This window comes from Chryseobacterium sp. ISL-6 (assembly GCF_018613715.1).
GTDB classification, from domain to species: domain Bacteria; phylum Bacteroidota; class Bacteroidia; order Flavobacteriales; family Weeksellaceae; genus Chryseobacterium; species Chryseobacterium paludis.
Window position 1 is genome coordinate 73,771 of the sequence record NZ_JAGGPT010000014.1, and the last position, 26,264, is coordinate 100,034.

Consider the following 26,264-nt stretch of genomic DNA (forward strand, 5'->3'; position numbering starts at 1 on the left):
TATGGAAGCCAGGAGATCAGGCTTCCGGTTATTGAAGAAAATTATTATGATATAAAAACAGAAAAATAGTTTTAGAAGTTTAGTATAAAACGCCCATACTTTCCGCTGCGAAGCCTGAAAGCTCTTCTATTTTTCCTTCTTTTATTTTTTTTACCCATTGGTGGTCATTCAATAAGGCACGTCCTACCGCAACTAAATCGAAATCTTCTCTTTCTAATCTGCGTACCAATTCTGTAAGATCAGACTTTTCTGAACTTTCACCTGCAAAAGCAGACATGAAATCTCCTTTAAGACCCACAGAACCTACAGTGATGGTCGGTTGTCCGGTTATTTTCTTTGCCCACCCTGCAAAATTAAGATCTGAACCTTCGAACTCAGGCTCCCAGAAACGACGTTGTGAACAATGAAAAATATCTACACCTGCTTCTTTCAGAGGAAGTAACCAATCTTCCATCTCAGCAGGAGTTGTTGCCAACCTACTTTTATAATCCTGTTGTTTCCATTGGGAAAGTCGAATGATGATCGTAAAATCTTCCCCTACGGCAGCTCTTATCGCTTTGATAACATCTGTTGCAAAACGGGTTCTTTCTTTTACTGTTTTACCTCCGTATTCATCAGTTCTGGTATTAGTAACCTCCCAAAAGAACTGATCGATAAGGTAACCGTGGGCTCCGTGTATTTCAAGACAGTCAAATCCAAGGTCTTTTGCTGACTTAGCAGAAGCTGCAAATTGTTTTATAGTGTCCTGAATATCCTCTAAAGACATGGTGGAAGCTTTCTCCATTGGAACTTCAGGGTATTCTTCTGATGCTCTGGTGTCACCAACATGCCATATTTGTGGTCCCATTTTACCCCCGTTATGATGAACCTGATCGATTACGTTTTTCCAGCCTTCTAATGCCTGGGTTCCATAGAAGTCAGGGATATTCTGCATATTTTTTGAAGCCGGTCGGTTAATTACTGTTCCTTCGGAAAGAATAAGTCCTACCTCTGAAGCAGCTCTTCGTGCATAATAGTCGGCTATTTTTTGTGTTGGTACTCCATTATCTGATTGTGCTCTGGTCATAGGAGCCATTACAATTCTGTTTTTCAGTTGTAGATTTTTATAATTAAATGGACTAAATAACGCGTCTGTACTCATTTTTTATTAATTTTATTATGATGTCAATTCTTTTGTTACACAAAGTAACTAATAATAATTCGTTTTTGTGCCTGGATAAGAAAAAATTGTGGTAACTTTGACGTAACAAACAATAGTAACTTCTTAGTAACTTATGAGACACAATAAAATGACCCAAGGCAGTTGCCCTCTAGGGAAAGCCATGTCAGCATTGGGAAGTAAATGGAAACCGATCATTGTGATGGTCATTAAAGACCGTGTATTGCGTTTCGGACAGATCGCTACCCGTATCCATGTTATTTCAAGAAAAGTTTTGACGGATCAGTTGAGAGAAATGGAAGAAGATGGGTTATTAATTAGACAAGAATTTAAAGAATTACCTCCGAGAGTTGAGTATTCCCTGACAAAAAAAGGGCTTGCTCTTCTACCAATCTTACATCTACTGGAAGACTGGGAGACAAAATACGACGCGAAGGAAGTTTTTGTGGATGCAGCTGTATAAGATAAGTATAGTTTATGATCGATCTTTAAATCGGTCGTTAGCATTCCTGGCTATCTGCTAATCAGGGATTAAGGAATATTTCTAAAAGTTAAATGTAAAAATGGCTATGACATGCATAGCAGATTAAGGAGAAAAATGAGAGAATATTTTTCGCGAGATACTTTTTTTTACATTTAATCGTTATATTTAACGAATTAATTCTTAAATCAAAAATGAATTAAAGCATCATAACTTTTAAATGACTAGTAAAATCATCGGTGTAGGAAACTACATTCCCCCAGAAACCATTACCAATTTATTCTTTGATAAACACAATTTTATAAACAAAAGCGGCGAGTCATTAAAAGAGAGTAATGCCATTATTGCCAGTAAGCTAAAAGACATTACAGGTATTGAAGAGAGAAGATATGCAAGTAATGATCAGGTTACTTCTGATTTAGGTTTTATTGCTGCACAGGCAGCCATTAAGAATTCCGGAATTGATCCTGAAACATTAGATTATATCATATTTGCCCATAATTTTGGTGATGTACGTTTTGGAACGGTCCAATCAGATGCAGTTCCGAGTCTTGCCTCAAGGGTAAAACATCTTTTAAAAATAAAAAATAATTTTTGCGTAGCATACGATGTATTGTTTGGGTGCCCCGGATGGATAGAAGGAGTGATTCAGGCCAATGCATTTATAAAATCTGGTATTGCTAAAAGATGCCTGGTTATTGGTGCAGAAACACTTTCAAGAGTCGTGGATATTCATGATAGAGACAGCATGATATATGCTGATGGGGCAGGAGCTGCGATACTGGAAGTTACCAATGATGATATGGGTGTAAAATCCCATGTTTCAGCATCTTTTACATTGAACGAGAAGGATTATTTATACTTCGGAAAATCATATAATAATGAAAAATGTCCGGATACAAAATATATCAAAATGGAGGGACGGAAAATTTACGAATTTGCTCTTTCCAATGTACCTCTTGCTATGAAAAAGTGCTTAGATGAGAGTGGTTATAGTGTCAGTCAACTCGACAAAATCATTATACATCAGGCTAATGAAAAAATGGATGAAGCCATAGTAAAAAGGTTCTATCAGTTATATGACACACCAATGCCGGAACACATCATGCCTATGGTTATTCAAAAACTAGGAAATAGTAGTGTAGCTACAATTCCATCTCTATTAACCATGATTTTACAGGATGAGCTGGATGCTCATGAAATCAACGATGGAGATGTGGTATTATTTGCATCTGTGGGAGCTGGCATGAATGTAAATGCATTTGTATATAAATTTTAAAATAGAGAATAAAATTTCAGAGAGGATCAATATCTTTCAATTTCTAAGATCTTGATTAAGAAATCAATCCAACAACGGGAAATTTAATTTTACTATTTTTATGCATAGACTGACAAAATTATTTTGTCAGAAATAAAAAAACTCTTTATATTTGCACCACTGAAAACGACGGTGTAATCGGAGTTTAAGGAGAGATGGCAGAGTGGTCGATTGCGATAGTCTTGAAAACTATTGACTGTAACAGGTCCGGGGGTTCGAATCCCTCTCTCTCCGCTAAGAGGGTCTTCTACAAGAAGATCCTTTTTTTTTTCGTATATTAATAATCCTTTCTCTTTCATTTTCAGGTGGTTATATGATAGGGTGCCTAACATTGTAGGTGTTCGATAGATGCCCTTTTCATAATAAAGGTTGCTGTCGAACACCAGGTCAACAAATTCCCGCTTTTGAAGGGTATTGGCATGTGAGTAGATATAGCGCAGATCTGTTAATAACTCTAATTTATCTTCCAGAATACTAAATGCACGACTTTGATCTTTGCCAAGTCTTTCTATTGCCCTTCTTAGATTCATTATGTCTTTATTGTATGTTGAATACCAACGATCATAAGTATCTTTATTAATTTCATTCTTTATCCATTTTTCTTCAACCGTATATAATCTTGATTCGATTTCATCTAACTCCTTTTTCTTTTCACCGATCTTTTTACGGTTAATTTCCATTTCCTTATCAATATTCAGTTTGCTTTCTGTTTTGATTTTTTTTACCCTTAAAGGGCTTAAGCTCATTAACTCACAAACGGACAGAAATTGATCGTGGGCTTTTATCGCACTGATATTATTATGTTTGGAGTGTTTGCATTTGTAATAGTAGAAGTATTTTCCAGATTTGCCTCTTGATGGGGCACCAGATAAAGGATGTCCACAATGGCATTTTAAAATTCCGCGGAGTGGAATTTCATCATCTAAGATTGTTCTTAGTTTTTCAGGTCTTTTCATTTTTTCCTGAACCATTTTCCATGTGGATATATCAATAATAGGCTCATGGTTGCCCTGAAAAAGTCCACCTTCATGTTCTTTAAACGCGGTAACTTTCAGCAGTCCTGCATATATAGGGTTTTTAAGGACCCGCTCAACAGCCATACTTCCTTTTGTAGTAAAACCGAGTTGCTGAGCTTGTTCTTTTATTAAATACAGAGGTGTATTTCTGATGTAAGAATCATAAATAAATTGAATAATCTTAGCTTCTGTTTCTTCAATAACCAATTTTCTGTCTTTTCTCTCCCCTTGCTTTCTATACCCAAAAGGAGCATTTTTAAAAACAAATCTTCCTTCCTTGGCCTTAGCGGTATAGATTCCACCCTTTACTTTAATGCTTCTATTGATATTATCTTCTTCGGCTAGCAATAATTGCAAACCGGCTCTAAAGAAGCTTCCGGGAGTTTCATAATCAAACGTAATTCCCTCAGTAACACTTACAACCTGGATGTTGTACTTTTGTTGAAGAAGCTTGACCATACTCATGGCCTCTCCGGCATCACGGCTAAAACGATCAAGTTGGTCTAGAAGCAAATAATCTACTGTTCGATGGTGTTTGGTTATGAACTCCTTTAATTTAATAAAATCAGGGCGGTCAAATGTTTTGGCGCTTTTTCCCCGATCAATAAAAGTATCAACAAGTTCAACATTATTGTTTTTCAGCCATTGATCAGTATAGAGTTCCTGCCTTTCTATGGAACCATTACTCTGTCCCATTTGGCTGAACCTTAAATATCTTATTGCACGTTTCATAATATTCCTTTAAAGTTGATGATACAATAATTTCTATAATCAATCTTTCGAATGCATCCTCTTTTTCCTGTTCTCTCTTAGTCTGTAATTCTTTAATATTTTTATCTATCTCAGGAGTCGTTGATTCATTTTTATTAGTTCCCATTTCTTTCTATTGCTTAGATTACCCCTTACTCCGTTTTTCAGGTTTGGTCTAAATCTAGAGGAGAAATGAAACACCTTATGTAGATAGGAAACATCTTTCGTAGTTAGGCATTTATTGACTCACCACTGCATATTGTCTTCTTATGACGGTTGAATTTACAATGATTTTAAAATAACTATTGCTTTCTAAAAAAACGCAAATTGTAAAAATAAATTACAAGTTGCCATAAAAATATTAAAAAAACTTTAATTGAAAATTTAATAATTGAGGGTTGGATTGATTCTTTTTATCATATAAATAATTTTCACAATCAACCAGTAAAAAGGCAGCCAAGATATAGCGGCCAATCCCTTTCTTTTTCCTGCCAAAAGACTACGGCATAAACGGTTTCCTCCCTAAAGGTGCCTTCCATTTATTCCGTTTCCTTTCGGCTTACTGCATTGCCCGCTTACATTATCTGCTTTCTTTTTTCCGGTTTTTCTTTTGAAAATACTTAACGAAGCCTGACAAAGGCTTTAATAAAAGCAGAGGCGGAAGATTGAGAAGAGATCTAATTTGAAATTCGAAAAAAGTAAGTGCGGGAAATGAAAGTCTCTGCCGTATTCAGAGCAAAAAAGATGAAATTTAATGTTGTCAATGAAATTAAATTAAGTTATTACAGAAAAGGAAATTCTGAAAGGCTAATCACCAACTCAAAGGATGCTGTTGATGTATTTCGGGAGCATTTTGATAGTGATGAAATTGACTATCGAGAGTCATTTTACACACTGTATTTAAATCAGGCCAATAAAGTCTTAGGCATTAAGAGAATTTCGGAGTGTGGGATCACTTCGGCGATCGTAGATGTAAGGCTTATTATGCAGGCCGCTCTATTGTGTAATGCATCATCCATTATTCTCGCACATAACCATCCCTCCGGAAATCTAAAGCCTTCAGCTGAGGATGTGAAAATAACTCAGAATATAAAAGCAGCTTCAAAATTTCTAAACATACAATTGCTTGATCATTGTATTTTAACCTCTACTGAGTATACATCGTTTTCCGATGAAGGAATGCTATAGGTACTTGTAAGACATAATAAAAAGAACGGCGATGTTTAATTGCCGTTCTTAGTCTATATGTATCGGGCGAAAAGAGCACTTCTTCTTTACAATCAGAAGTGCCTTTTCGCAGTAGTTAAATTGCCTTTTTTAGTATGAATTCACTGATCAATGACTTCAGGCAATTGATCTAATCATGGTAATTTTCTGATTATTATCTTCATCTTAGTTTAAGCTTTCGATAATTGCGGCATTAATCAAATCAGTATTTTTAACGTGAATTTTCTGATGACGGATGGCGTCTTTTTCGACGACTTCGATTTCCAACACCTGACCTTTCAATAAAGTAAATTGATTGAGAAGATAGACAGCTTGTTCCTTTGTCTGATATCTGACTGTTTTGTCCGGCAGGAATGTTCGGAGTGGCACCAATAGTTTATCCTGTATAACCGTACGCTTCAGTTTCTTTTTATCGGTTATCTTAAAGTTGATAAAATCAATGCTATAGTTGATATTACTGAGGTTCTTAATCAACAGGATAAAATAAAATTTTCCTTCATGTACATACAACGATTTTAAACTAAGCTGAATTCCGGAACTTTTTGCCTTGATATGTTTAATGTTTTGTTTAGGGCTTTTGTGGAGCATCTTCATAATAAGTTCGGTATCTGATGACCTCTCTCCTCCAAGTTCTTCAAATTGTGCATGAGTAGAATGTTTTTTTTCTACAGTTTGTTGCAGTTTCAGGAGATCATAGTTCAGTATGTAGGGATATGAACTGTACGACACATCAAAGTTGTAGAATTTTCCATCCTGGGTAATAACGGAAAAGTTTGTTTCTTTTTCAAAGTCCCTTACGGCAGATTTTATTCTAAGTACATTTTCTATATCTTGAGCTTTATTGGCAATAAGATGTTCACTTCCTAAATCGACATATCGTATGGGCGAAGGAAACAGCAAATGGGTTGTTTTATCATAGGTAACTTCCATTTTGTAAGGCTCCAATCTTGTTTTATACAGTGAAGGAGTTTCAGTAGTTTCCTGGGCTTTTATTATACATGTAAAAAACAAAATGAGCACTGCTGAAAGCCATTTATCAATTATTGTTTTCATTGCTTTATATTTTCAATTAACTATTTTTTGAAATTAAGAATACCTGATGTCCGGCTTTTACGGTGACCTTAGGTGATTTTACCCTTTTCCGGAAATATCCTGACACTCCCTGAACCAGTCCTTTTGTAAGATCAGCGGCAATTTGTTGTCCTGCAGACTGGGTCATCATAATATTAGTTCCTGATGATTGACTCATATTAGCGAGCATATCGGTAATCGCGTTTTGTTCAGGAGAATAAGGGATATATAATCCTGATTGTCCATCATTATCATGAATGGTGATATCAACAGGTTGTATAGATCCGTCATATTCTATAGCAGATATTTTTAACTCTAGTCTGGCACCCTGGAATTTCCCCGTAGCTTTTAATAATGTTCCCGATGGAATTCTGGAATTTCCAATCATCATAGGCTCAAGAAGTCTTAGGGATAATATACTTTCAGGTGTCATTACTTGGGTTTCATGAATTACTGCACGGATGCTGTTTTTCCTTTCAAAACCTTGTGGATTTACATTTTGGATCCCTGTAAACCGGTTATGATCAGGACCGGCCAAAAGCATACTGTCAGAAGGGTAGCGGTATAAACCGGAAACAATATCATTACAGATAGGCTTTATTGAAGCTATCTCAGCCTTATTATGATCTGTTTCTTTTTTTTGAATCTCATTATTATCCGGATCTTCATTTTTGGGTAAAGGCAGATATTTTGCTGCCATCTGATAAGATTTTTCCATTAGTTCAAGCTGATCGTTAATTCCTGAACTGACTGGAATCAGATCTTTTTGCATCGATCCATGCTTAAGTCTGCTGATCTCTTGCTTAAGTTGATCAATTTCCTGATTGTCTCTCTTGTAAAAAGAGCCTAACGTCTGCTGTGCAGTCTGGTAGCTATTAAATGCATTACGGCCTGTAACCATATTAATTTTGGAGTTTTCAGCTACATCGGGGTGGAGGGTTTGGTTCTTCAAGTCAGTGGAATGATCCGGATCATTCCAATAATCAGATAAACTGGTTAAGGCTTTTCTTTTTTCTTCATTTTTTTGCTCCAACAGATCCTGTTCATAAGCTTTCTGTTTGTCAGGCTGAAGTTGATCATTGGCCGCCTGAGGAACCGCCGTATTAAAACCCGAATTCCCGGTGATGGCCAGGTTTTTATTGGGCTTAAAGATCAAATATAAACACCCGGCGCAGACAATCCCCATTAAGAGATAGATAAGAGGCTTCTTTAATTTTTCAAATTGCTGTGTTACGCCCTCTTGATCATCTGGATCTGGTGAGTTTCCTTCTGTTATTCTGATAGTGGTTTTACTTAAATCTTTCATGGTGGGAATTTTTTTCTTGAATGGGTGTCTTTTGATTCTTAATGTGGTTTTCTGTCTGGAGACTTCTTATATGTTCCACTGGAATGGTACTATTGCGACCTGCCAGGTTCAACCCGATATGCAGTATGGAAAAAATACTTAGCAATAGGTACATTGCAAAAATGATTTTTATTATTCGCCGGTGCCTATAATCAGGTAACGTCTTCCACTGTTGTTCCATCTCCCTGGCATAGCAGTCTATCGCTTTTCTGAATTCTTTCATATTCGTTGATTTACCGTTCAACAGTTTCGATATCCTTATTCTCAATAACACTGAATTTCTCAATGGTAAATCCCTGCGGGTTATTATCTGATCTCACTGAATTGACAAGTGAGCAGCTGGTGATCAAACTTCTTATGGTCAGATTGCTTGAGCGTATAATGAACTGCCTGGCGTAGGTTTTCACTGGATACGGATAGGTGTTGAAATCAGCGATCACGCTGTCCACCTCAATCCTTTGTTGGATGTTTCCTGAAATAATTCTATTGTAGTATCCTTTTTCAGAAAGGTCTTTATAGTAATTAAATGCGGATTGGTCTGCCAGATTGAAAGCCCTTTTGACATTGCTTTCAATGGCATTTTTGTCAGGTGCAATGGTAAAGAATAGCTCATGGAAACGTCTTGTATGCTCTCTTGCCTCTACAGGCCGGTTGATAGACATATCCTGAGATAAGGCCAGCATTAAGGATTTTCCATTATCCAATACGTAGATTTTTTTTCTCTGCTCTTCAGCAAATCTATAAGAACGGTATATGGCAAATAGCGCAACACTCAGGCAAAACACCGTAAAGACAAAAGTAAATAACCTGATCTGCTTAAAGCTGTTTTCAATATTTCTTAAGGTCTTAAATTCCATTGTAATTTGATTTTATTATTTAAGTAATTTTCCCGATATATTGCCTGTTGCTGATCCTGCAGCAGCGCCTGCAATATTTCCTGATTTCTGGGCAGTCTGGTTGACATTGCGCATAAAGTTGCCTGCGCCTCCTGCCTGGATGACCCAGCCTGTAACGGTTGGAACCGTAAAGTAGCCGATGATTCCGATGATCATATAAATGATGTATACGGTATTGGACGTATCAGGAATGAAATCAGGATCCGAGAGCATCTCAATATCCCGCTCCAGGATAAGGGATTGAATCTTGGCAAGTATCGTACTGAACATGTCTGCAACCGGAAGCCAGAGGTAAACGCTTACATATCGGGTCAGCCACTGGGTGAGGGTAGTCTGAAAACCATCCCACACAGAAATCGAAAAGGCTATTGGTCCCAGGATGGATAGTACAATGAGAAAAAATGTCCTTATGGTATCAATAACCAATGCTGCTGCCTGAAACAATATCTCCAGGAATTCACGGAATCCGTCCCTGATATCTTTTTTAATGGCAAACATTTCCCTTTCGATGTACATACCTGACATGGTAACCAAATCTGAAGGGGACCAGCCAAGCTCTTCCAGTTTTTTGTCAAACTCTTCATCAGAGATCAGATAGGCCATTTCCGGATTTCTGAGCATGGACTCTCTTTCCAGCAGGTCTTTTTTTTGCTGCATTTCATTGAGATCAAGAACCTGGCCTTCAAGCATGGAATGACTGCCTTGTACGATAGGACTTAAAACAGCATTGATGCTTCCCAGGACAATCGTTGAAAAAAACATAATACAGATTCCGATGGCAAAAGGGCGTAACATGGGAAACAGATCAATAGGTTCGGCGCGGCTCAGTGCCTGCCAGACCTTAAGTGAAACGTAAAATAAGGCTCCCAGCCCGGCAACTCCCTTGGCCACTGCTGCCATATCAGCACAGAAGGGCATCATCTCTTCATAAACAGATCGGAGTACTTCGTGTAAGTTATTGGGTTCCATACTACCAGTATTTTTGATTGGATGTTCCGTAGAGGCTCAAAACCCTTTGTGTATTGTTGTGTTTCTTAGCTCTTAAATAGCTTACCGAAATATTTTTATTCGTATAGTATCTTACCAGATTATAATACTCCTTAACCTCTTTGTATACCCTGTCAATGACATCCATACGTTCCTTGTCATTAAGTGATAAACCGGTTGAGAACACGATTTGCCTGAGCTCTTTAAGCAGTTCGGTGCTTTCGGTAAGCAGTGCCGAATATCCATTGGCTATTGCGGTCAGTTCCTGGGTGTTAAAGTTGGGGTCATTAAGCATTTTGCCAAAATTATTGACGTAGATTTCCGATACATCGCCTACCAGCAAAACCGTTTGCTGGACTTTGCGGGCATCCTTAACCAGGTTGTTGACTGCTTTTAGCTTGTCATAATATTCTTTACCCTGTTCATAGACTTTTTTAACTTCATTAAAGTTTTTGATTACATTGGAGACCGTCGATGAAGTCTGTACAATTTCATTGGCGGAATTCAGGATTCCGGAGGCAAGATTGGTGGGATCTGTAACCACAAATTGAGCTTTAACGAATGTTGTTGCAGCAATTACTGCTGCTAGTAATGTTGTAATGATTGGATTTTTCATTGTTGTACATTTTAAGTGATTGGGTTGTCTTTATTTGTTCTGATTCTTTTAAGGGATATTCTTTTAATAGCATGTTCAATATTTCCGGCGAGTTCGGATGCCAGGTTCATGACCTCCATTTTTTCAGATTCTTCCGTAGTGTAAGCAAGGTATTCTTCTGTGGAAACCTCAGTTGCGTAAACGGCAGAATGAGTTCCTCCCAATCCAATCCAGACTTCTTTATAAAGCCTCTTAGGATCGTTATTCATATTGATTGAAAGGACCTGGGCTTTTTCTTTATCCGTTAGTCCGAGCATAGCCTGGATATCATCGAACTTGTTCATATATTTTCGCTGGTCAAGTAAGATCTTACAATCGGAATTATTAATAATACTTTCCTTAACAATGGGGGATTGGATGATATCATCAACTTCCTGAGTGACTACAATGGCTTCTCCAAAGAATTTTCTTACGGTTTTGAATAGGTATTTGATGTATTCTGCCATGCCTTCCTTAGCAATAGCTTTCCATGCCTCTTCAATCAGTATTAGTTTTCTGATTCCTTTAAGTCTTCGCATCTTATTGATGAAAACCTCCATGATGATAATGGTTACAATAGGGAAAAGGATCTTATGGTCTTTGATTGCATCAATCTCAAAGACAATAAAGCGCTTGGATAACAGGTCAAGCTGCCTGTCTGAATTGAGAAGGTAATCGTATTCGCCACCCTGGTAATAAGGCTCTAAAACATTAAGGAAATTAGCAATATCAAAATCTTTTTCCCTGACATTCTTCTGTTCAAGGATGCTCTGGTAATCTTCTTTTATATACTTGTAAAAGCCGTTAAATGAGGGGATCTGCTTGCTGTTTTTTATTTGATCGATATAACCGCTTACGGCATTGGATAAAGCAACTTCTTCAGAACGGGAAGGCGGTTCATCATCTCTTTTCCATAAGGTGAGGATCAGGGTTTTGATGCTTTCTTTCTTTTCAATATCAAATATTCCGTCATCGGTATAAAAAGGATTAAAGGCAATGGGATGATCTTCCGTATACGTAAAATATACCCCGTCTTCTCCTTTTGTTTTACTTTTAATCAACTCACTCAGACCCTGGTAAGAATTTCCGGTATCAACCAGCAGGACATGAGCGCCCTGTTCATAATACTGCCTTACCATATGGTTGGTGAAAAATGATTTTCCGCTTCCGGAAGGCCCCAGGATGAATTTATTTCGGTTCGTGATAATTCCCCGCTTCATGGGAAGATCAGAAATATCCAAATGGATGGGTTTACCGGTAAGCCGGTCAGCCATCTTGATTCCGAAAGGAGAGGGAGAATTTTGGTAATTGGTTTCCTGAGTGAAAAAACAAAGAGCCGGCTCAATGAAGGTATAAAAGCTTTCTTCGCTTGGAAAATCACCTGCGTTTCCAGGAATTCCGGCCCAATATAGAGTTGCCGCATCCGTTGTATTATGGCGCGGCTTACACTCCATTAAGGCTAACGCACTTCCTGTATCGTTTTTAAGTTGTTTGAGTTCACGGGTATCATCAGACCACACCATCACATTGAAATGTGCCCGGATCGACCGCAGTCCAAAAGAATGGGCTTCATTGAGATATTTTTCTATCCATTCCTTGTTGATCTGATTGGCTCTGCTGTATCTTGCCAGTGAATGCATATTTCTGGCTGACTTTTCGAATTTTCCCAGATTATAGTCGCTGTTGTCAATGAACAGATACTGATTATAGATATGATTGCAGCTTAGTAAAAGTCCGACCGGAGAGGCAAACGATAATAAACAGTCACTACGGTCCGTACTTAACTTTTCATACCGGGCATGTGATGACACTGCTGCCGGCAGATCATCCGTATCAGATAAGGTATGAATACTGATCCGGTTGTTACCGATACGAACCTCTTCAGCTCCAAGCTGCAGATCCTGAAGGGGTATGCTGGATTCTCGGGATAGGGTAAGATATTGTTCCAGGAGCCCGGACTCATTTTCAGTACCTGTAATCTCGTCTGCCGACATTTTCTTCAGATAAATGTAACCACTGTCATTCATAATCCTTTCGAACTGATCAACAGCTTCCATAAATCTACCGACAACCTCACTATCCCTGATTTCTTTCGGGATGATTTTGCCTTTGCACAGCGATGAAAAGTTGCTTTGAGTTCTCATCCGCTCTTTAGTGGTTTTGGTGAGAAATAGATAGCAGTAATGATTCAGGAATGGTCTTTCATTAAAATGACGTTCAAAAGATTTTGATAAAAAACTTTGGTCTTCCAATGATAAATCAGGCGTGTAATTTTCTTTAATATACCAATCCTGTTTATGAACCACCGTATAATCGGGAAGGGTCTTTACCGCTTTAAACCATGTGGAATGAATGGCTTCATATTCTGGTGATGCGATGGTAAAGAGTTCCGGTAACCTCACCTTAAAGCAGACTGTGATATCGGCATCCTTAGATATAATGCAGTTATCTTCTACAGCAAGCAGTGGGAATTTACTCTCCAGGGTCGCTGCTTTGGAGCTGTTTCTCATATGAATGTTTTTTAGGGGTTGCTTTTAAATATCTGAGTATGGGTTTGCGGCTGAGTATGTACCTGGGATGCTTTTTCTTTGCACCCAGTTTCATGAGTCCGTGCTCACCGTATTTTCTATTCAGAGAGAAAGTCTTCCAGATCAGAATACCACTACATGAGCTCCCTGTAAATAAACAGATATAAGTATTAATGCCTGTCATATACAGTAACATCACCAATAGCAGTATTCCCAACAATCCACCTGCAAAAATAAACAGGTACTGTGCCTTCAGGCCTTTGAATTCGACCGATCTTCCAATTCCTTTGTTGATGAGATAAGTATTCATAATCAAAATTCTTAAAGGAAGAATGAACGCAGGATGGTCGCTGCTACAATAAGGAATATACAAGCTCCAAACCAGCTGGCGGCAGTTTTTGAGGTATCCGGGTCACCACTGCTGAACTTATTGTAGACCTTAACACCTCCGATAAGTCCCACCACGGCTCCAATAGCATAGATAAGCTTGGTCGCCGGGTCAAAATAGGAAGTGACCATCTGGGTAGCTTCCGTGATGCCGGCGCTGCCATTTCCCTGGGCTTGCAAAAACCCATTAATCAGCACAGCTACCGATAGCAGTAAAATCTTTTTTCTTTGTTTTTCCATAATTGAAATATGTTTAATTGATTGTAATGAGCCGGCTCATTGCTGGCTTCATGACAAAATTGTGGTGAAAATCGATCAGTATTGGTGAATTGGCTGTACGTACATTGGTTTGGCAGTAATTGTCTTTATAAGAATAGCGTATAAGAAAAGCAGCCAACTCAGTTAAGGTTGGCGCAGTTCCTATTTAAAATTGAATGATCAGATGCCTAGTCCCCCAAAATTAGTTTCTAAAAATGGGCAGGCAGCTTGTATGTTCTGTAGGTATAGTTTTTGTATTTCTATATTAAACGAACAAGATTATTCTGTATGAAGTCAAGATTTATTCTATTTTGGCAAAAATATGCTCCATACATTGAGTTATTATGGATTATACTTCTACTTATCGGGAATACCTTTATGAAATATTCCATGACCTTTAAAAGCATTGCGGTAGGTGGTTGGATTGTCTGTGTGATAATGTACATCCTTACGGAAAAAAACTATCGGACGGTCCGGTTCTGGCTCTTTTTGATATTAGGCCTGATCCTTGCGATTAATCAGACTCTTCAATTGATTAATATGGCAAATTGAAATAGGAGATTAGTGGAATTTCTATTTTTCCGGATGTATTTTATCCAAATAACCCAGACATGTCGCCTCGTAATAATCTAAATATCCTTTAAATAATTTTCGGCATCAATAATTTAAATATATCTTATTCTATTGGTAATTGTGTGTCTGTTAGATAAAAAGCCCCTCCGAAGAAGGGCTTAAAAAACACAAATAATGTAAAGAAAAATTACATTGTAATTAAAGATACTGAAAATCCTATAAATAAACCTTTATGATTCTGGTCATAAAAAAACTTAAAATGAAAAACTTAAATTTGAATTGAGAACCTAACTAATAATTTTTCATCATTTTTACATCGTAGTGCTTCCCTTTTTTGGGAAGCTTTTATTTGAGACACTTTTTTAAGCATCGTAGATTTTACAGCTCTTGGAGTCTTTCAATCAAGAAGGGCTTCTTTCTATGGTGGGCAATTTGAATATCATTATTCAAATTTAATCATCAGATAAACTCTTCAATATCGAAATTTTCAAAATCTTCTTTCCGTAAAATGGAAAAACTGCTTTTGTCTTCAACTGTAAAACTATTATCCAATAGTTCTGCTATTTTATGAGCGGTATCTTCCATTGAATTTTCCAGTAGGTTGAATAGTGCGGTTCCATGTATCTTTTGAAGGATAGCAGAGGTTGCTTCCTTTTGAGACGGTGCCAGGCTATCTCTATCGAGGTCTCTCTCCACGCTGCATAGTTCTTCAAAAGTGACACCTTGGGCAAGACTGTTACCATCACTGATTATCCTGTGCTTTTTCCATTCTTCTTCCTCTTCCTCAAAATCAGGTTGGATACTTAAAATATTTTTCTGTTCTTCCTTTGGATTTTCGGTACCTTTTGATACCAAACGTTTTTTCGTTGACTTGGATTGTCCCATAATTTCAGGGGGATGTGGGACTGTTTTTTCCATATTTCTTTGTGTAACCCTTTTATTGATGTATATCTTGTCCTGTATGAGCAATACGATAATAACCATCAGGCACATCATTATTATAATTTCCACGACTTAAAGAATAGGTTTGTATTTATTGTTGAAACTAATGGTAATCTGGTCCCCAAATTCATGAAAATGATATTCAAGCAAATTATCCAAGTACGCATAGATAGTGAGCTTATCTTCACCTATGACCTGTACGATACGGGATAGTTTTTCATGAAAATCAGGTCTGATATAAACCGTTTTACCATCACGGGCGTTTGTATCGGGCTTTTTGAAAAAGAGAGTTTCATAATCGGGTACGGGTATTTTTTTTGTTTTATCCTTTTCTTTTCCGCTAGGTTTTTGATTGGGAAGGTCTGCATCATCCATATGGTCTTGGATTGGTTCCAAAGGAATTGGTAGTCTGTCAATTTTCACCCCCTCAACCATAAGGTTCATCATTAATTCTTCATCAATATCAGGTTGGGCTTTTTTTGTTTTATCTTTATCCATACAGCTATAATTGAATGATTTCTAAAAACTCCTCTATGAAAATATCCAGTTGGCACGCCCTCATTAGCCGTTCATCTGGAGGGAGTAAAGTAGAACGGAAGACATTTTTGCTGTCTAATTCACTTTCTTTACGGAATTTGCTGCTTTTCTTGACCTGGCTTTTCATCAGATTTAATCCCAATTGTCCGATAAGCTTATTGTAAACCTCGTACAGAGCTGTATTCTCTCTGCCATCTACCTGGTTCCAGAACAGGTTAACGGATTTTATTGAAGTTTCTCCTTTTTCCATAATTACATTTTGCAGGAGTTGGGTAAATATAAGGGTGCTCTCCATGACCATGCGGTCTGCGGTTATAGGTGTGAAAATGTGATGCATCCCTGCCAACGTTCTGAGGATACCCGGAGTATTCACAGTTCCCGGGAGATCAAAAAATAATACATCGATAGGTATATTTGATTCGCTTATCCATTTGTGGGCGGCTTCAAGTAAATATTCCGCTTTGTGTTGCATGATAGGATAGGCTTTTTTGCCGATGGCAGTAAATTGTTTATAGGCCATTCTTTTCAGGTTCTCATTTTCCATGACCATTGCCAGATCACGGGATTTCATTTTCATAAGGCTGTGCTGAGGAAAATCCGCATCGAATACAGCGACATTATATCTCATACGGTAATGCATGATGCTTGCCACCAAAGAGGTAAATGTGCTTTTACCCACACCGCCTTTTTGAGAGGAAAAGGCGATAAATACTGGTTTGTGTTTTGAGTCCATATTATAAATATTTGTAATTGTACTTTCTTGTATTGTATCAGTTTGTCTGTATCTATTTAGCTGCATATTCACTACGAGATATAGAAGTCTAATTATAGGTGGACTTCTGTACTTAGCCAGATATAAGAGTGTTTTTTTATATACCTGTGCCCGGTAGTGGGTAAATGGATAAGCAGCTATTTCTATAAACATATATTGATAATTATATTTTTCTGCTTAATACCCTGAATAGGTATCTCATTACATGTATATCCAACTTTATCCCTATATATTGTTATAAGTGCAAAGAAATGTACTTACTTATTTGCAGTACATAACGATGGAATACATTGGCGTTTAATAGGATGTATTTGGGACTCTTACGTATTGGGTTTTACCATCAACAGGCCTTTACTTTGCAAGAGATCACAAGTGCCTGATGTAATAGAAATGACGATGAAGCATCTGGTAATTTACTTTACAGGCCAGATATATTTTTTACAGTAATAGTAAATCATTAAGGCAGCATGATTTTTTGTGTTCATCAGAACACGGCAAGTTGTGTTTTGAGTACCTCATAACTGTTTTGGGTGCCTCAAAACAACTTGCCCTTGCAGGGAGCTTAAAACTTGCTCCGAAGTCGAAGTTTTATGAATAATTAAATAGGGGCAGACATGGAGAATAAAAACAATAATTATAAGAAGAAAGGTGGTCGAAAGCCAAAAATGAATCCAAGTATTCATCGTCATGTTTTCAGGCTTACTGATCAAGAAAATGATAGGCTGATATCGCTTTTTGAAATGTCGGGAATGACCAATAAAGCAAAGTTTATTGTCTCGGTGCTGTTTTCTAACGAAATAAAAACGGTCAGCATTGATAAAGGCTCTGTAGATTTCTATATGCGGTTAACATCCCTTTATACACAATTCCGTTCAGTGGGAGTGAATTATAATCAAATTGTGAAATTGTTGTATAGTCATTTTTCTGAGAAGAAAGCGGCGGCATTTCTTTTTAAGTTGGAAAGGCAGACCGCAGAAATGGCATTATTATGTCAAAAAATAATTGAGATAACCCAGGAATTTAACCGACATCATTTGAAAAAATAAGAAGGAAATGATAGCAAAAATTGGCAGGGGAAGTAATTTATATGGAGCCTTGGCATATAATGTGGCTAAAATTGAGAAGGGTAAAGGAGAAATTCTGTTGACAAATAAGGTAATTGAAACGCCAAGTGGCAGGTATACTGTTTCGCAATTGACCAAATCGTTTGAGCCTTATCTTGTTGCAAACCGGAATACCGAAAAGCATACGTTACACATATCCCTCAATCCTAATCCGAAAGATGAGGTTGATGATGAATGCTTCATAGAGATGGTTCAAGACTATATGCGGGAAATGAACTATGAAAAACAGCCCTTTGTTGTATTTAAACATACTGATATTGATCGCACCCATATTCATATCGTATCAGTTTGCGTGGATGAAGATGGGAGAAAAATTTCAGATAGGTTCGAAAAAAAAAGGTCAATGAATATATGCAGGGAATTGGAAAAGAAATATGGTTTGTTATCTGCAACAGAAAAGGATTCCCTGAAAAATGAAATGATTTTTAATCCTGTGGATTACCGGACTGGAAATATTAAAAGACAGATTGCCTCTGTTGTAAAACGTTTGCCGGAATATTACCAATTTAAAACATGGGGGGAATATAATGCGCTGCTTTCCCTGTTTCTTATTACGGTTGAAAAAGTAGAGGGTGAAATGAATGGCGAGATAAAGCGTGGTCTATTATATTTTCCGCTGAATCAGCATGGTGAAAGGGTAGGGAATCCTTTTAAAGCATCTCTACTGGGTAAAAATGCAGGTCTTGATACTTTGGAGATTTATTTTATAAAATGTAAAGAATTGTCAACAAATGCTAAGGCTATAGAGGATATCAAAACGGTTATTGATCATGCTGTAAGGTCTGTGGATAATGAAAGGGATTTTAAAAAGCTTGTAGCCAGTCAAGGCATCAGTACTGTAGTTCGCAGGAATGAGACAGGACGCATATACGGGATCACTTTTATTGATCATCATTCAAGAATAGTCTGGAACGGCTCAGGCCTAGGGAAATATTTTTCTGCGAACTCTTTTAATGAGCGATGGATAGACCGAATCCAACCTGATAAAAAACTAAAATCATGGGTGAACTCTTTAACGGATAAGGATTTTATAACCCCAGAAGGCCCAAATTCTTTGTTTGCCTTTTTAAGTGCCGGACAAATCCCTGATCCGTATGATGACCATCTGCTTGAAGGAATAGGAGGGCTATTGGCTTTCGAAAATGAAGAAGACCATCAGGAAGAGGACTTTGCCCATCGAATGAAAAACAAAAGGAAACGGAAGCGATAGAAGGCAATAGATATTTTAGCTGTTCCCCTTTATCCTTCTTTGTCCAGTATGGCCTTTACTTTGTTTTGCAGTTCTTTTTTATCGGGTAAATAAAGCTGGTATTTAGAAACAAAGATCTTGTTTGAAATTCCACCGGTAGCATATTCTACAAGTACCTCGTCTTTTTCTGCGGAGAGGATGATACCGATGGGTTCATTATCATCTTCGACGTTTTCCTCTGATTTGAAGTAATTCAGGTAAAGGTTCATCTGACCGATATCGTTATGCTCCACCTGCTTTATCTTTAAATCAATCAATACAAAGCATTTTAGAATACGATGGTAAAAAACAAGGTCAATATAGAAATGTCTATTTCTCAGTGATATTTTATATTGTCTTCCCACAAAGGCAAAACCTTTGCCCAGCTCCAGAAGGAACATTTGCAGGTTATCGATGATTTTCTGCTCCAAAGCCTTTTCTGTTACCTGATGGCTTTGAGGTAATTGAAGGAAATCAAGAATGTAAGGGTCTTTTATAGCCTCTGTGGAATGGGTAATGAGATGTCCTTTTTCTGCAAGCTGTAATACCCCTTTTTTATCTTTGCTCAAGGCAAGGCGTTCAAACAGGGAAGAATTAATCTGCCGGTCAAGCTCCCTGTAGCCCCAGTTTTCCAATACGGTTTGTTTTTCGTAAAACTTTCTTGCCGTATCATCTGAAACGCCGAGTAAAGTGACCATATGGGTCCAGCTTAATTTGGCAGGCACTGCCTGCCATTTTTGATACGTAAGGTAAAACCGGCGCATATCAAGGATATTCCGCCTGCCAAATCCTTTGCCATAACGCTTTTTAAGGTCTTTGGAAAGTGTTGATAATAGATTACTTCCGTATTCAGCTCTTTCTTGTCCATGTTGCTCAAATTCGACAATATGCCTGCCAATTTCCCAATTGGCTTTCACAAGTTCAGTATTGACTGCTCTGACTGCATTTTGCCTGGCTATCTCGATAGTTGATCCTATATTGTCAAGGAGCTCGGTGTATTTTGATTGGATGGGTGTCATCGTACTTTTCTTAAACAAACAAATTTAAACATTCTCAGTGAAGCTTATGGATTGCCAGTGATTAAATATAGGATGGATACGCTGCCAAATACAGTCATAAAAAGCCGGTAGCTGCCACTTTTTAAAAATGCCTGTGACAGCATCTAAATTGAAGACAGAACATTAAAATATGATCAAATGCAAGGAGAAGATGACTTAAGAGGCCTGGCTAAGATCATGGCATTGATGCGAGCTGTAAGTATTCTGATCGTGCTTATGCACCTATATTGGTATTGTTATGCATTTTTTCTGGAAAGGGGGTGGACTTTGGAAATAATCAATAAGATACTGCGCAATTTCAATAGGACCGCAGGATTATTTTACCATCCGATGCATACCAAAGTACTTGTCCTCGTGTTGCTTGCATTGAGCTGCCTGGGTACCAAAGGGGTGAAAACGGAGAAGATCACCTGGTATAGAATCAACGTAGCACTGGGAATCGGGTTTATCCTGTTTTTCCTAAATACTGCTTTGTTAGGCTTATCAACTCTGATCGGAGAATACCTTTATATACTTGCCTTTTTTTTGGGATACATTTGCTTGATGATGGCCGGTACATGGATGAGCCGTTTATTGAAAAATAACCTTATGGATGATGTTTTCAATAATGAAAATGAAAGTTTTATGCAGGAAACCAAACTGATGCAAAACGAGTACTCCATCAATCTTTCTACAAAGTTTTATTACAAAGGGAAATGGAACAAAGGCTGGATCAATATTGTAAACCCGTTCAGGGCGACCATTGTACTGGGAACACCAGGATCAGGCAAATCATACGCAATAGTGAACAACTATATTAAGCAGCAAATTGAAAAAGGCTTTTCAATGTATATCTATGATTTTAAATTCGATGACCTCTCCACCATAGCTTATAACCATTTATTGAAGAACCAGCATAAATACAAGATAAAACCACAATTTTATGTCATCAATTTTGATGATCCCAGAAAAAGCCACCGATGTAATCCTCTCAATCCGGACTTTATGACCGACATTTCGGATGCCTATGAAGCTGCTTATACCATCATGCTCAACCTTAACCGCAGCTGGATACAAAAACAGGGCGACTTTTTTGTAGAATCACCCATTATTCTTTTAGCAGCCATCATTTGGTTCTTGAAGATCTATGAGAATGGAAAGTACTGTACATTTCCCCATGCCATTGAATTGCTCAATAAAAAGTACTCCCAGGTTTTCACCATTCTGACATCTTATCCTGATTTGGAAAATTATCTTTCCCCCTTCATGGATGCATGGCAGGGGGGAGCGCAGGATCAGCTCCAGGGACAGATTGCATCTGCTAAGATCCCTTTGTCAAGGATGATTTCTCCCAGTTTATACTGGGTCATGACGGGGGATGATTTTTCATTGGATATTAATAATCCCAAAGAACCTAAAATACTGTGTGTAGGAAACAATCCGGACAGGCAGAATATCTATTCGGCGGCATTGGGCTTATACAATTCCCGTATTGTAAAGCTGATCAATAAAAAAGGGCAGCTGAAAAGCTCTGTGATCATAGACGAGCTGCCCACTATTTATTTCAGAGGATTGGATAACCTTATTGCTACGGCAAGGAGTAATAAGGTAGCAGTATGTTTAGGGTTTCAGGATTTTTCACAATTGACCCGGGATTATGGAGATAAGGAAAGCAAGGTGATCCAAAATACGGTGGGTAATATCTTTAGTGGCCAGGTAGTGGGAGAGACTGCTAAAGGCCTATCGGAAAGATTTGGTAAAGTATTGCAGAAAAGACAAAGTATGACTGTTAACAGAAATGACAAATCGACCTCGATTTCTACTCAGCTGGATAGTCTGATACCGGCTTCCAAGATATCTGCACTAACTCAGGGGATGTTTGTAGGGGCTGTTTCTGATAATTTTGATCAACGTATCGGACAGAAGATTTTTCATGCTGAAATTGTGGTTGATAGTGAAAAAGTTACTGCTGAAACTAAAAACTATCAGAAAATACCTGAGATCATGTCTTTTAAAAATGAAATGGGAGAGGATATGATGACGCAGGAAATTCAGGGCAATTATATGCAGGTTAAGAATGATATTGTTCAGATTATTGAAACTGAGATGGAGCGTATAAAGAATGATCCGGATTTACGGTATTTACTGCAGCATGAATAATCGGTAACAATAAGAATGAGGCTGATCATGGATCGCCTCATTCCTTTAAATGATTATTGAAATACGGAATATTTGCCAGGATTATTTCTTATTGTTCTCAAATTCAAAAGAAATCGTATGATCTTCATTTAATACCAGATGGGCATCAAATTTCTTTCCTGATTTGCTTTTCATTCCTTTTATCAAATAGGTTTTTCCCTTTGCAAATAAGCTTTCAATATCATTTGGATCCATTGAAATTCCGCAAATATTGCGAAGCATCAGCCATCTGCAAGCGCCACCCGTACATTGGATGATTTTGTCCAGAATGGTTAATGGATGGGATTGGCATTTAGGACAGATTATCGGTGGTAAGTTCATCTGCCTGAGCTTTACTTGAAGCAATTCTTGGATAATAGATGCTGCGTAAGCCTCAATTTCTTTTTGAAAACTGATGGCATCTGTTTCGTTGTTTTCTATTTTTTGCATGGTCAGCTCCCATTTAGCCATCATTGCTGCATCTGCAATTTTTTTGTCTTTAACGAGTTCATAGATCTGCAATCCTTTTTCAGTGGGAATCAGTGACTTATTTTCCCGTTTAATGTAATCCAGGTTACATAATGTTTCAATAATGCCAGCTCTTGTTGCAGGAGTGCCGATCCCAATATTCTGTGAGATTTTCTTTTCTTCATCATCTTCGGCTCGTTTTCCTGCTGTTTCCATAGCGGAAAGAAGCGTGGCTTCCGTGTAAAGTTCAGGTGGCTTGGCTTTTTCCTCCAGGATAGCAGTCACCTTGATCTTAAGTTCATCACCTTCTTTTAAAGATGGAAGATCCTCTATTGTCCTTGTTTCGTCGGAAAACTGGCCTTTGATCAAGCGCCAGCCCGTATTCAGGATCTTACAGCCTTTGGCTATAAAATCGTAATGCAAAGCCTGTAATGAAACTTCGGTAATCTGCCTGATGCATGCCTCAGAAACAGATTCTAATAATCGAAAGGCAATCATTTCATATACAGCATTCTGCTCTGAAGATAATGCCGAAGGGATCTTTTCAGTAATAAGAAGTCCCGGATGATCAGTAAACATTGCATGACGGACAATATGTTTATTAAAATGCCCCCATTTCATTGTGCGGATAATCTGCCCGAAATGATCCTTACTCTCTAATAGCCTGATGAGGTTGGGGATCTCAGTCCACATATCTTCAGGAATATATTTGTTCTTTGTTTTAGGATATGTGATGAACTTCTTTTCATATAGATTTTGTGCTATATTCAGGGTCTCTTCAGCTGAAAGATTCAGTTTTTGATTGGCTTCTTTTTGCAAACCTGTCAGGTCAAATAATAAAGGGGGATGTTCCGTTATATTTTTATGAGTAATGGATGCAACACTTAGGGTATTGCCATTTCTCTCAATGGATCTCAAAAGGTCTTCTGCCTGTTTTTTATTATTCAGCGTGGTTTGTGAACGGCTTTTAAATTCAATGAAATCTTTGGTGTGCAGAAGTTCTATCTGCCAGTATTTCTGTACCGAGAAACCCTTGTTTTCAAAGTAACGCTTGCATACCATAGCCAGTACGGGAGTCTGTACTCTTCCCGGCAAATAAATATTTTTATGTGTGACTGTGTGTAATGCTTGCGTGGAATTGATGTCTATGAGCCGGTCTGCGTAGTGATTGCATTGAGATGCTTTATATAATCCGTGAAAATCTTTTCCGGGCTTCAGGTTTTCAAAGCCCTGTTTAATCGATTTTTCAGTAAGGGAACTGATCCAAAGCCTTTCAAAGGGTTTTGTACATTTCAGGTATTGGTAGACGGACCTGAAAATAAGTTCCCCCTTTCTGTCTGCATGGGTAGCCACGATAATGCCCTCACACTGATTAAAAAGCTGCTGAATTATGCTCAGTTGTTTTAATGCGGCTATACCCAGAGCAAGGCTGTTCTCTTTCTTAATCTTGCCGGTAGCCCGTAAATATGGCTCCGGAAGTACAGGAAGAGAATTTGTTTCAAATCCTGAAATATCTTCATCATGTGGCATTCCCAGATCTATCCAATGTTCAAAAGCCCAGGTCACACAGTAGGTATTGCCTTCCAGATAGCCTTCTTTTTTTTGAAACGGGCCCAATACGCTGGCTATTTCCAGTGCAGCACTCGGCTTTTCTGCAATGATGACTTTCATAGCTTATATTTTACGTGATCTTGGCTTAGCGGGTGTTTTAGGCTTTTGCTGTTTCTCTTGTTGTTTTTTGTCTTTAGGTGTCTGCTGAGCAGATTGTAAGGGCTCCTTGATGTTTTTAGTGGCCTCATTGGTTTTACCCTCGGAGTTGATGGCCACCTGGGTCGCATGGGCTTCAGTAGGTTTTGCCTGTTCTCCGAGATTGTTAGGGTTTTTGAAAGAAAAATCAATCTTACCTGTGTCTCTATTGAATGTGATGTAGCCTTGGTATTTCTGATCTTTTTTATCAATCAGACCATCAATGTAAATAGTTTGACCGGCTTTGAATTGATCATACTGTTCGTCATTCAGTTCCTTTCCCCTGAATGTTCTGGGGATTTCGGCAGATTGGTCTGCGATTGCATGATTGCCATGAGATTGTTGGTTGCTCATCCCTCTGTCAAATAAGAATTCTACATATTTCTTATCAGCATTAAATTGGACCGATGCATTGAATAGCTCGCCCTTTTTGGAAAGCATTCCCTCTATATAAAGGGGGTTACCCTCCATGAGCGTTTGTTTCTGTACTGCATCCAGTGGTACTCCTTTTATCTCATCAGGAATTTTGATATTTTCAGCCCGGTAGGCAATAAGCTCATTGGTGAGCCGGTCTCTGCTTATGACAGAAGGGATGATCTCATCGGTTTTAGGATTGACAAGATCAACAATCCTGCCCATGTTTCCTGTTTCCATAAGGTTTTTCTTGTCTTCTTGGGTAAACTCATGTCCGAGAAACGGATAATTGAAGCTAGGTTCTTTTCTGATACTATGAAGGTTAATAACAACATCTCCGGTGTCATTGGTCTGCAATGAAAGACGGACGTCCATTTTGCTTACAGCAGTTCCCAAATTCATTGTAATGGGGACAAGACCATTAGTTTTAAATCCCCGTAATAGGGGATCTAGTGCATTTAGTTTCTCTAATTTTTCCTGGTTTAAACCGAATTTTGACATGGTATTCCAGTCAATCTGATCAGTGGAATATAAGTATTCCTTTTCTGAAGATGGGGTAGTTGCACTCATCGTTTTTATATTTTGATTGGTTGTTTTGAATGTACTGTTAAGTTTATCCAGATTTTGTATGTGAAAACTCTTAGCATCTTTAGAAGAAACATCGAACATAATAAATGACGTAGGATCCTTAAGTTGACTGAAAAAATTGAAAAAGAAATTGGAAAAAAAATCCCCTTGTTTGTCAATTTTTATAAAAGAGTTGTTATTTTTTCTTGAGTTGGGAATTAAATCTATATCCCCTGGGTTTTCTAATTCTTTCATGATGTTAAATATGTATCTAACATCGAATTTAGCAGTCTTTGTTACAATTTCGTTACAGAAGGTATTTGATGGAAGGTATTGGCTTTTTTTGACTACTATTTTGGTATTTTTTTCTTTGAATGGAATGGGAGTAAGGGTAGAGGATAAAAAAATATCTCAATTTGCAGGTTAATTTCTCTCGATGTGATCATTTAGTAAGATCATCTCATTATAACAATTAATTATTGAAATGACGATCCAAATAAAATGAAAGCAGTTATGGTGCATGAATTTGGAGGCCTTTGCAAATTGAAGAATTAACAGTTAGAGAATGAAAAAAGGTGATGCCAATGGAAAATAAGAAGTTGCTTGCTAATTAATGGTTAT

The 26,264-nt window shown here is 37.9% G+C and carries 22 protein-coding genes, 1 tRNA gene and 1 pseudogene; 7 read left to right on the forward strand and 17 right to left on the reverse strand.

What is annotated here, in order from left to right:
- Positions 1–79: 79 nt before the first annotated feature.
- Positions 80–1,141, reverse strand: coding sequence for an NADH:flavin oxidoreductase (locus tag J7E44_RS22720; RefSeq protein ID WP_214834227.1), 1,062 nt, complete (start codon positions 1,139–1,141; stop codon positions 80–82).
- Between the two features lie 133 nt (positions 1,142–1,274).
- On the opposite strand from J7E44_RS22720, the gene J7E44_RS22725 reads away from it, so the two are divergent.
- The 3 genes from J7E44_RS22725 (at position 1,275) to J7E44_RS22735 (ending at position 3,192) form a co-directional block, all read left to right on the forward strand.
- Entirely contained in the window at positions 1,275–1,622 is a 348-nt protein-coding gene (locus tag J7E44_RS22725) for a winged helix-turn-helix transcriptional regulator (RefSeq protein WP_214834230.1), read from the forward strand.
- A 238-nt stretch (positions 1,623–1,860) separates the two neighbouring features.
- Positions 1,861–2,919 carry a 3-oxoacyl-ACP synthase III family protein gene (locus J7E44_RS22730; protein WP_214834233.1) on the forward strand — a complete coding sequence of 353 codons (1,059 nt, stop codon included), beginning with the start codon at positions 1,861–1,863 and terminating at the stop codon, positions 2,917–2,919.
- A gap of 188 nt (positions 2,920–3,107) precedes the next feature.
- Positions 3,108–3,192 (forward strand) — tRNA-Ser (locus tag J7E44_RS22735).
- 725 nt (positions 3,193–3,917) lie between these two features.
- Here J7E44_RS22735 and J7E44_RS24335 read toward each other — a convergent pair.
- Both J7E44_RS24335 and J7E44_RS22745 read right to left on the reverse strand, forming a co-directional pair.
- A pseudogene (locus J7E44_RS24335) lies at positions 3,918–4,706 on the reverse strand (recombinase family protein); the annotation flags it as partial.
- Positions 4,657–4,851 carry a hypothetical protein gene (locus J7E44_RS22745; RefSeq protein ID WP_214834236.1) on the reverse strand — a complete coding sequence of 65 codons (195 nt, stop codon included), beginning with the start codon at positions 4,849–4,851 and terminating at the stop codon, positions 4,657–4,659. The pseudogene J7E44_RS24335 and the gene J7E44_RS22745, both read right to left, overlap by 50 nt.
- 584 nt (positions 4,852–5,435) lie before the next feature.
- Between J7E44_RS22745 and J7E44_RS22750 the strand changes: the two genes are divergently transcribed.
- Positions 5,436–5,912, forward strand: a complete 477-nt coding sequence (locus J7E44_RS22750) for a JAB domain-containing protein (RefSeq protein WP_251040662.1) — start codon at positions 5,436–5,438, stop codon at positions 5,910–5,912.
- 204 nt (positions 5,913–6,116) lie between these two features.
- Here J7E44_RS22750 and traN read toward each other — a convergent pair whose 3' ends face one another.
- From traN to J7E44_RS22805, 11 genes are all read right to left on the reverse strand, one after another.
- Positions 6,117–7,004, reverse strand: a complete 888-nt coding sequence (traN, locus tag J7E44_RS22755) for a conjugative transposon protein TraN (RefSeq protein WP_214834239.1) — start codon at positions 7,002–7,004, stop codon at positions 6,117–6,119.
- A 16-nt stretch (positions 7,005–7,020) separates the two neighbouring features.
- Positions 7,021–8,328 (reverse strand): conjugative transposon protein TraM, encoded by a 1,308-nt coding sequence (traM, locus tag J7E44_RS22760; RefSeq protein ID WP_214834242.1) that lies wholly within the window; start codon positions 8,326–8,328, stop codon positions 7,021–7,023.
- A gap of 272 nt (positions 8,329–8,600) precedes the next feature.
- A complete protein-coding gene (gene traK / locus J7E44_RS22765) occupies positions 8,601–9,224 on the reverse strand; it encodes a conjugative transposon protein TraK (RefSeq protein WP_214834245.1) in 624 nt (207 codons plus the stop codon).
- A gap of 15 nt (positions 9,225–9,239) precedes the next feature.
- Positions 9,240–10,232, reverse strand: a complete 993-nt coding sequence (traJ, locus tag J7E44_RS22770) for a conjugative transposon protein TraJ (protein WP_214834248.1) — start codon at positions 10,230–10,232, stop codon at positions 9,240–9,242.
- 1 nt (position 10,233) lies between these two features.
- The gene (locus J7E44_RS22775; protein WP_214834251.1) at positions 10,234–10,866 is read right to left on the reverse strand and encodes a DUF4141 domain-containing protein; all 633 of its coding nucleotides are present in this window, start codon (positions 10,864–10,866) and stop codon (positions 10,234–10,236) included.
- Between the two features lie 11 nt (positions 10,867–10,877).
- Positions 10,878–13,394 carry a TraG family conjugative transposon ATPase gene (locus J7E44_RS22780; RefSeq protein WP_214834253.1) on the reverse strand — a complete coding sequence of 839 codons (2,517 nt, stop codon included), beginning with the start codon at positions 13,392–13,394 and terminating at the stop codon, positions 10,878–10,880.
- Entirely contained in the window at positions 13,357–13,722 is a 366-nt protein-coding gene (locus J7E44_RS22785) for a DUF4133 domain-containing protein (protein ID WP_214834256.1), read from the reverse strand. Before J7E44_RS22785 ends, J7E44_RS22780 begins: the two co-directional genes overlap by 38 nt.
- Before the next feature lie 11 nt (positions 13,723–13,733).
- Entirely contained in the window at positions 13,734–14,039 is a 306-nt protein-coding gene (locus J7E44_RS22790; RefSeq protein ID WP_214834259.1) for a DUF4134 domain-containing protein, read from the reverse strand.
- Positions 14,040–15,089: 1,050 nt separating this feature from the next.
- On the reverse strand, positions 15,090–15,548 hold the full coding sequence (locus tag J7E44_RS22795; RefSeq protein ID WP_251040663.1) for a conjugal transfer protein TraD: 459 nt from the start codon (positions 15,546–15,548) through the stop codon (positions 15,090–15,092).
- Positions 15,549–15,644: 96 nt separating this feature from the next.
- Entirely contained in the window at positions 15,645–16,070 is a 426-nt protein-coding gene (locus J7E44_RS22800) for a DUF3408 domain-containing protein (RefSeq protein WP_214834264.1), read from the reverse strand.
- Positions 16,071–16,074: 4 nt separating this feature from the next.
- Entirely contained in the window at positions 16,075–16,842 is a 768-nt protein-coding gene (locus J7E44_RS22805; protein ID WP_214834336.1) for a ParA family protein, read from the reverse strand.
- A 653-nt stretch (positions 16,843–17,495) separates the two neighbouring features.
- Between J7E44_RS22805 and mobA the strand changes: the two genes are divergently transcribed.
- Both mobA and mobB read left to right on the forward strand, forming a co-directional pair.
- Positions 17,496–17,927 (forward strand): conjugal transfer protein MobA, encoded by a 432-nt coding sequence (gene mobA / locus J7E44_RS22810; protein ID WP_214834266.1) that lies wholly within the window; start codon positions 17,496–17,498, stop codon positions 17,925–17,927.
- A gap of 7 nt (positions 17,928–17,934) precedes the next feature.
- Positions 17,935–19,215 carry a conjugal transfer protein MobB gene (gene mobB, locus J7E44_RS22815; protein WP_214834269.1) on the forward strand — a complete coding sequence of 427 codons (1,281 nt, stop codon included), beginning with the start codon at positions 17,935–17,937 and terminating at the stop codon, positions 19,213–19,215.
- Between the two features lie 29 nt (positions 19,216–19,244).
- Here mobB and J7E44_RS22820 read toward each other — a convergent pair whose 3' ends face one another.
- A complete protein-coding gene (locus J7E44_RS22820; protein ID WP_214834272.1) occupies positions 19,245–20,252 on the reverse strand; it encodes a PDDEXK nuclease domain-containing protein in 1,008 nt (335 codons plus the stop codon).
- 177 nt (positions 20,253–20,429) lie between these two features.
- On the opposite strand from J7E44_RS22820, the gene mobC reads away from it, so the two are divergent.
- On the forward strand, positions 20,430–22,430 hold the full coding sequence (mobC, locus tag J7E44_RS22825; RefSeq protein ID WP_214834275.1) for a conjugal transfer protein MobC: 2,001 nt from the start codon (positions 20,430–20,432) through the stop codon (positions 22,428–22,430).
- An 81-nt stretch (positions 22,431–22,511) separates the two neighbouring features.
- On the opposite strand, the gene J7E44_RS22830 is transcribed toward mobC, so the two are convergent.
- Together J7E44_RS22830 and J7E44_RS22835 are read right to left on the reverse strand one after the other, a co-directional pair.
- Positions 22,512–24,587 (reverse strand): type IA DNA topoisomerase, encoded by a 2,076-nt coding sequence (locus J7E44_RS22830; protein WP_214834278.1) that lies wholly within the window; start codon positions 24,585–24,587, stop codon positions 22,512–22,514.
- A 3-nt stretch (positions 24,588–24,590) separates the two neighbouring features.
- Complete coding sequence (locus J7E44_RS22835) at positions 24,591–25,898, reverse strand: DUF3945 domain-containing protein (protein ID WP_214834282.1); 1,308 nt, start codon at positions 25,896–25,898, stop codon at positions 24,591–24,593.
- Between the last annotated feature and the right edge of the window lie 366 nt (positions 25,899–26,264).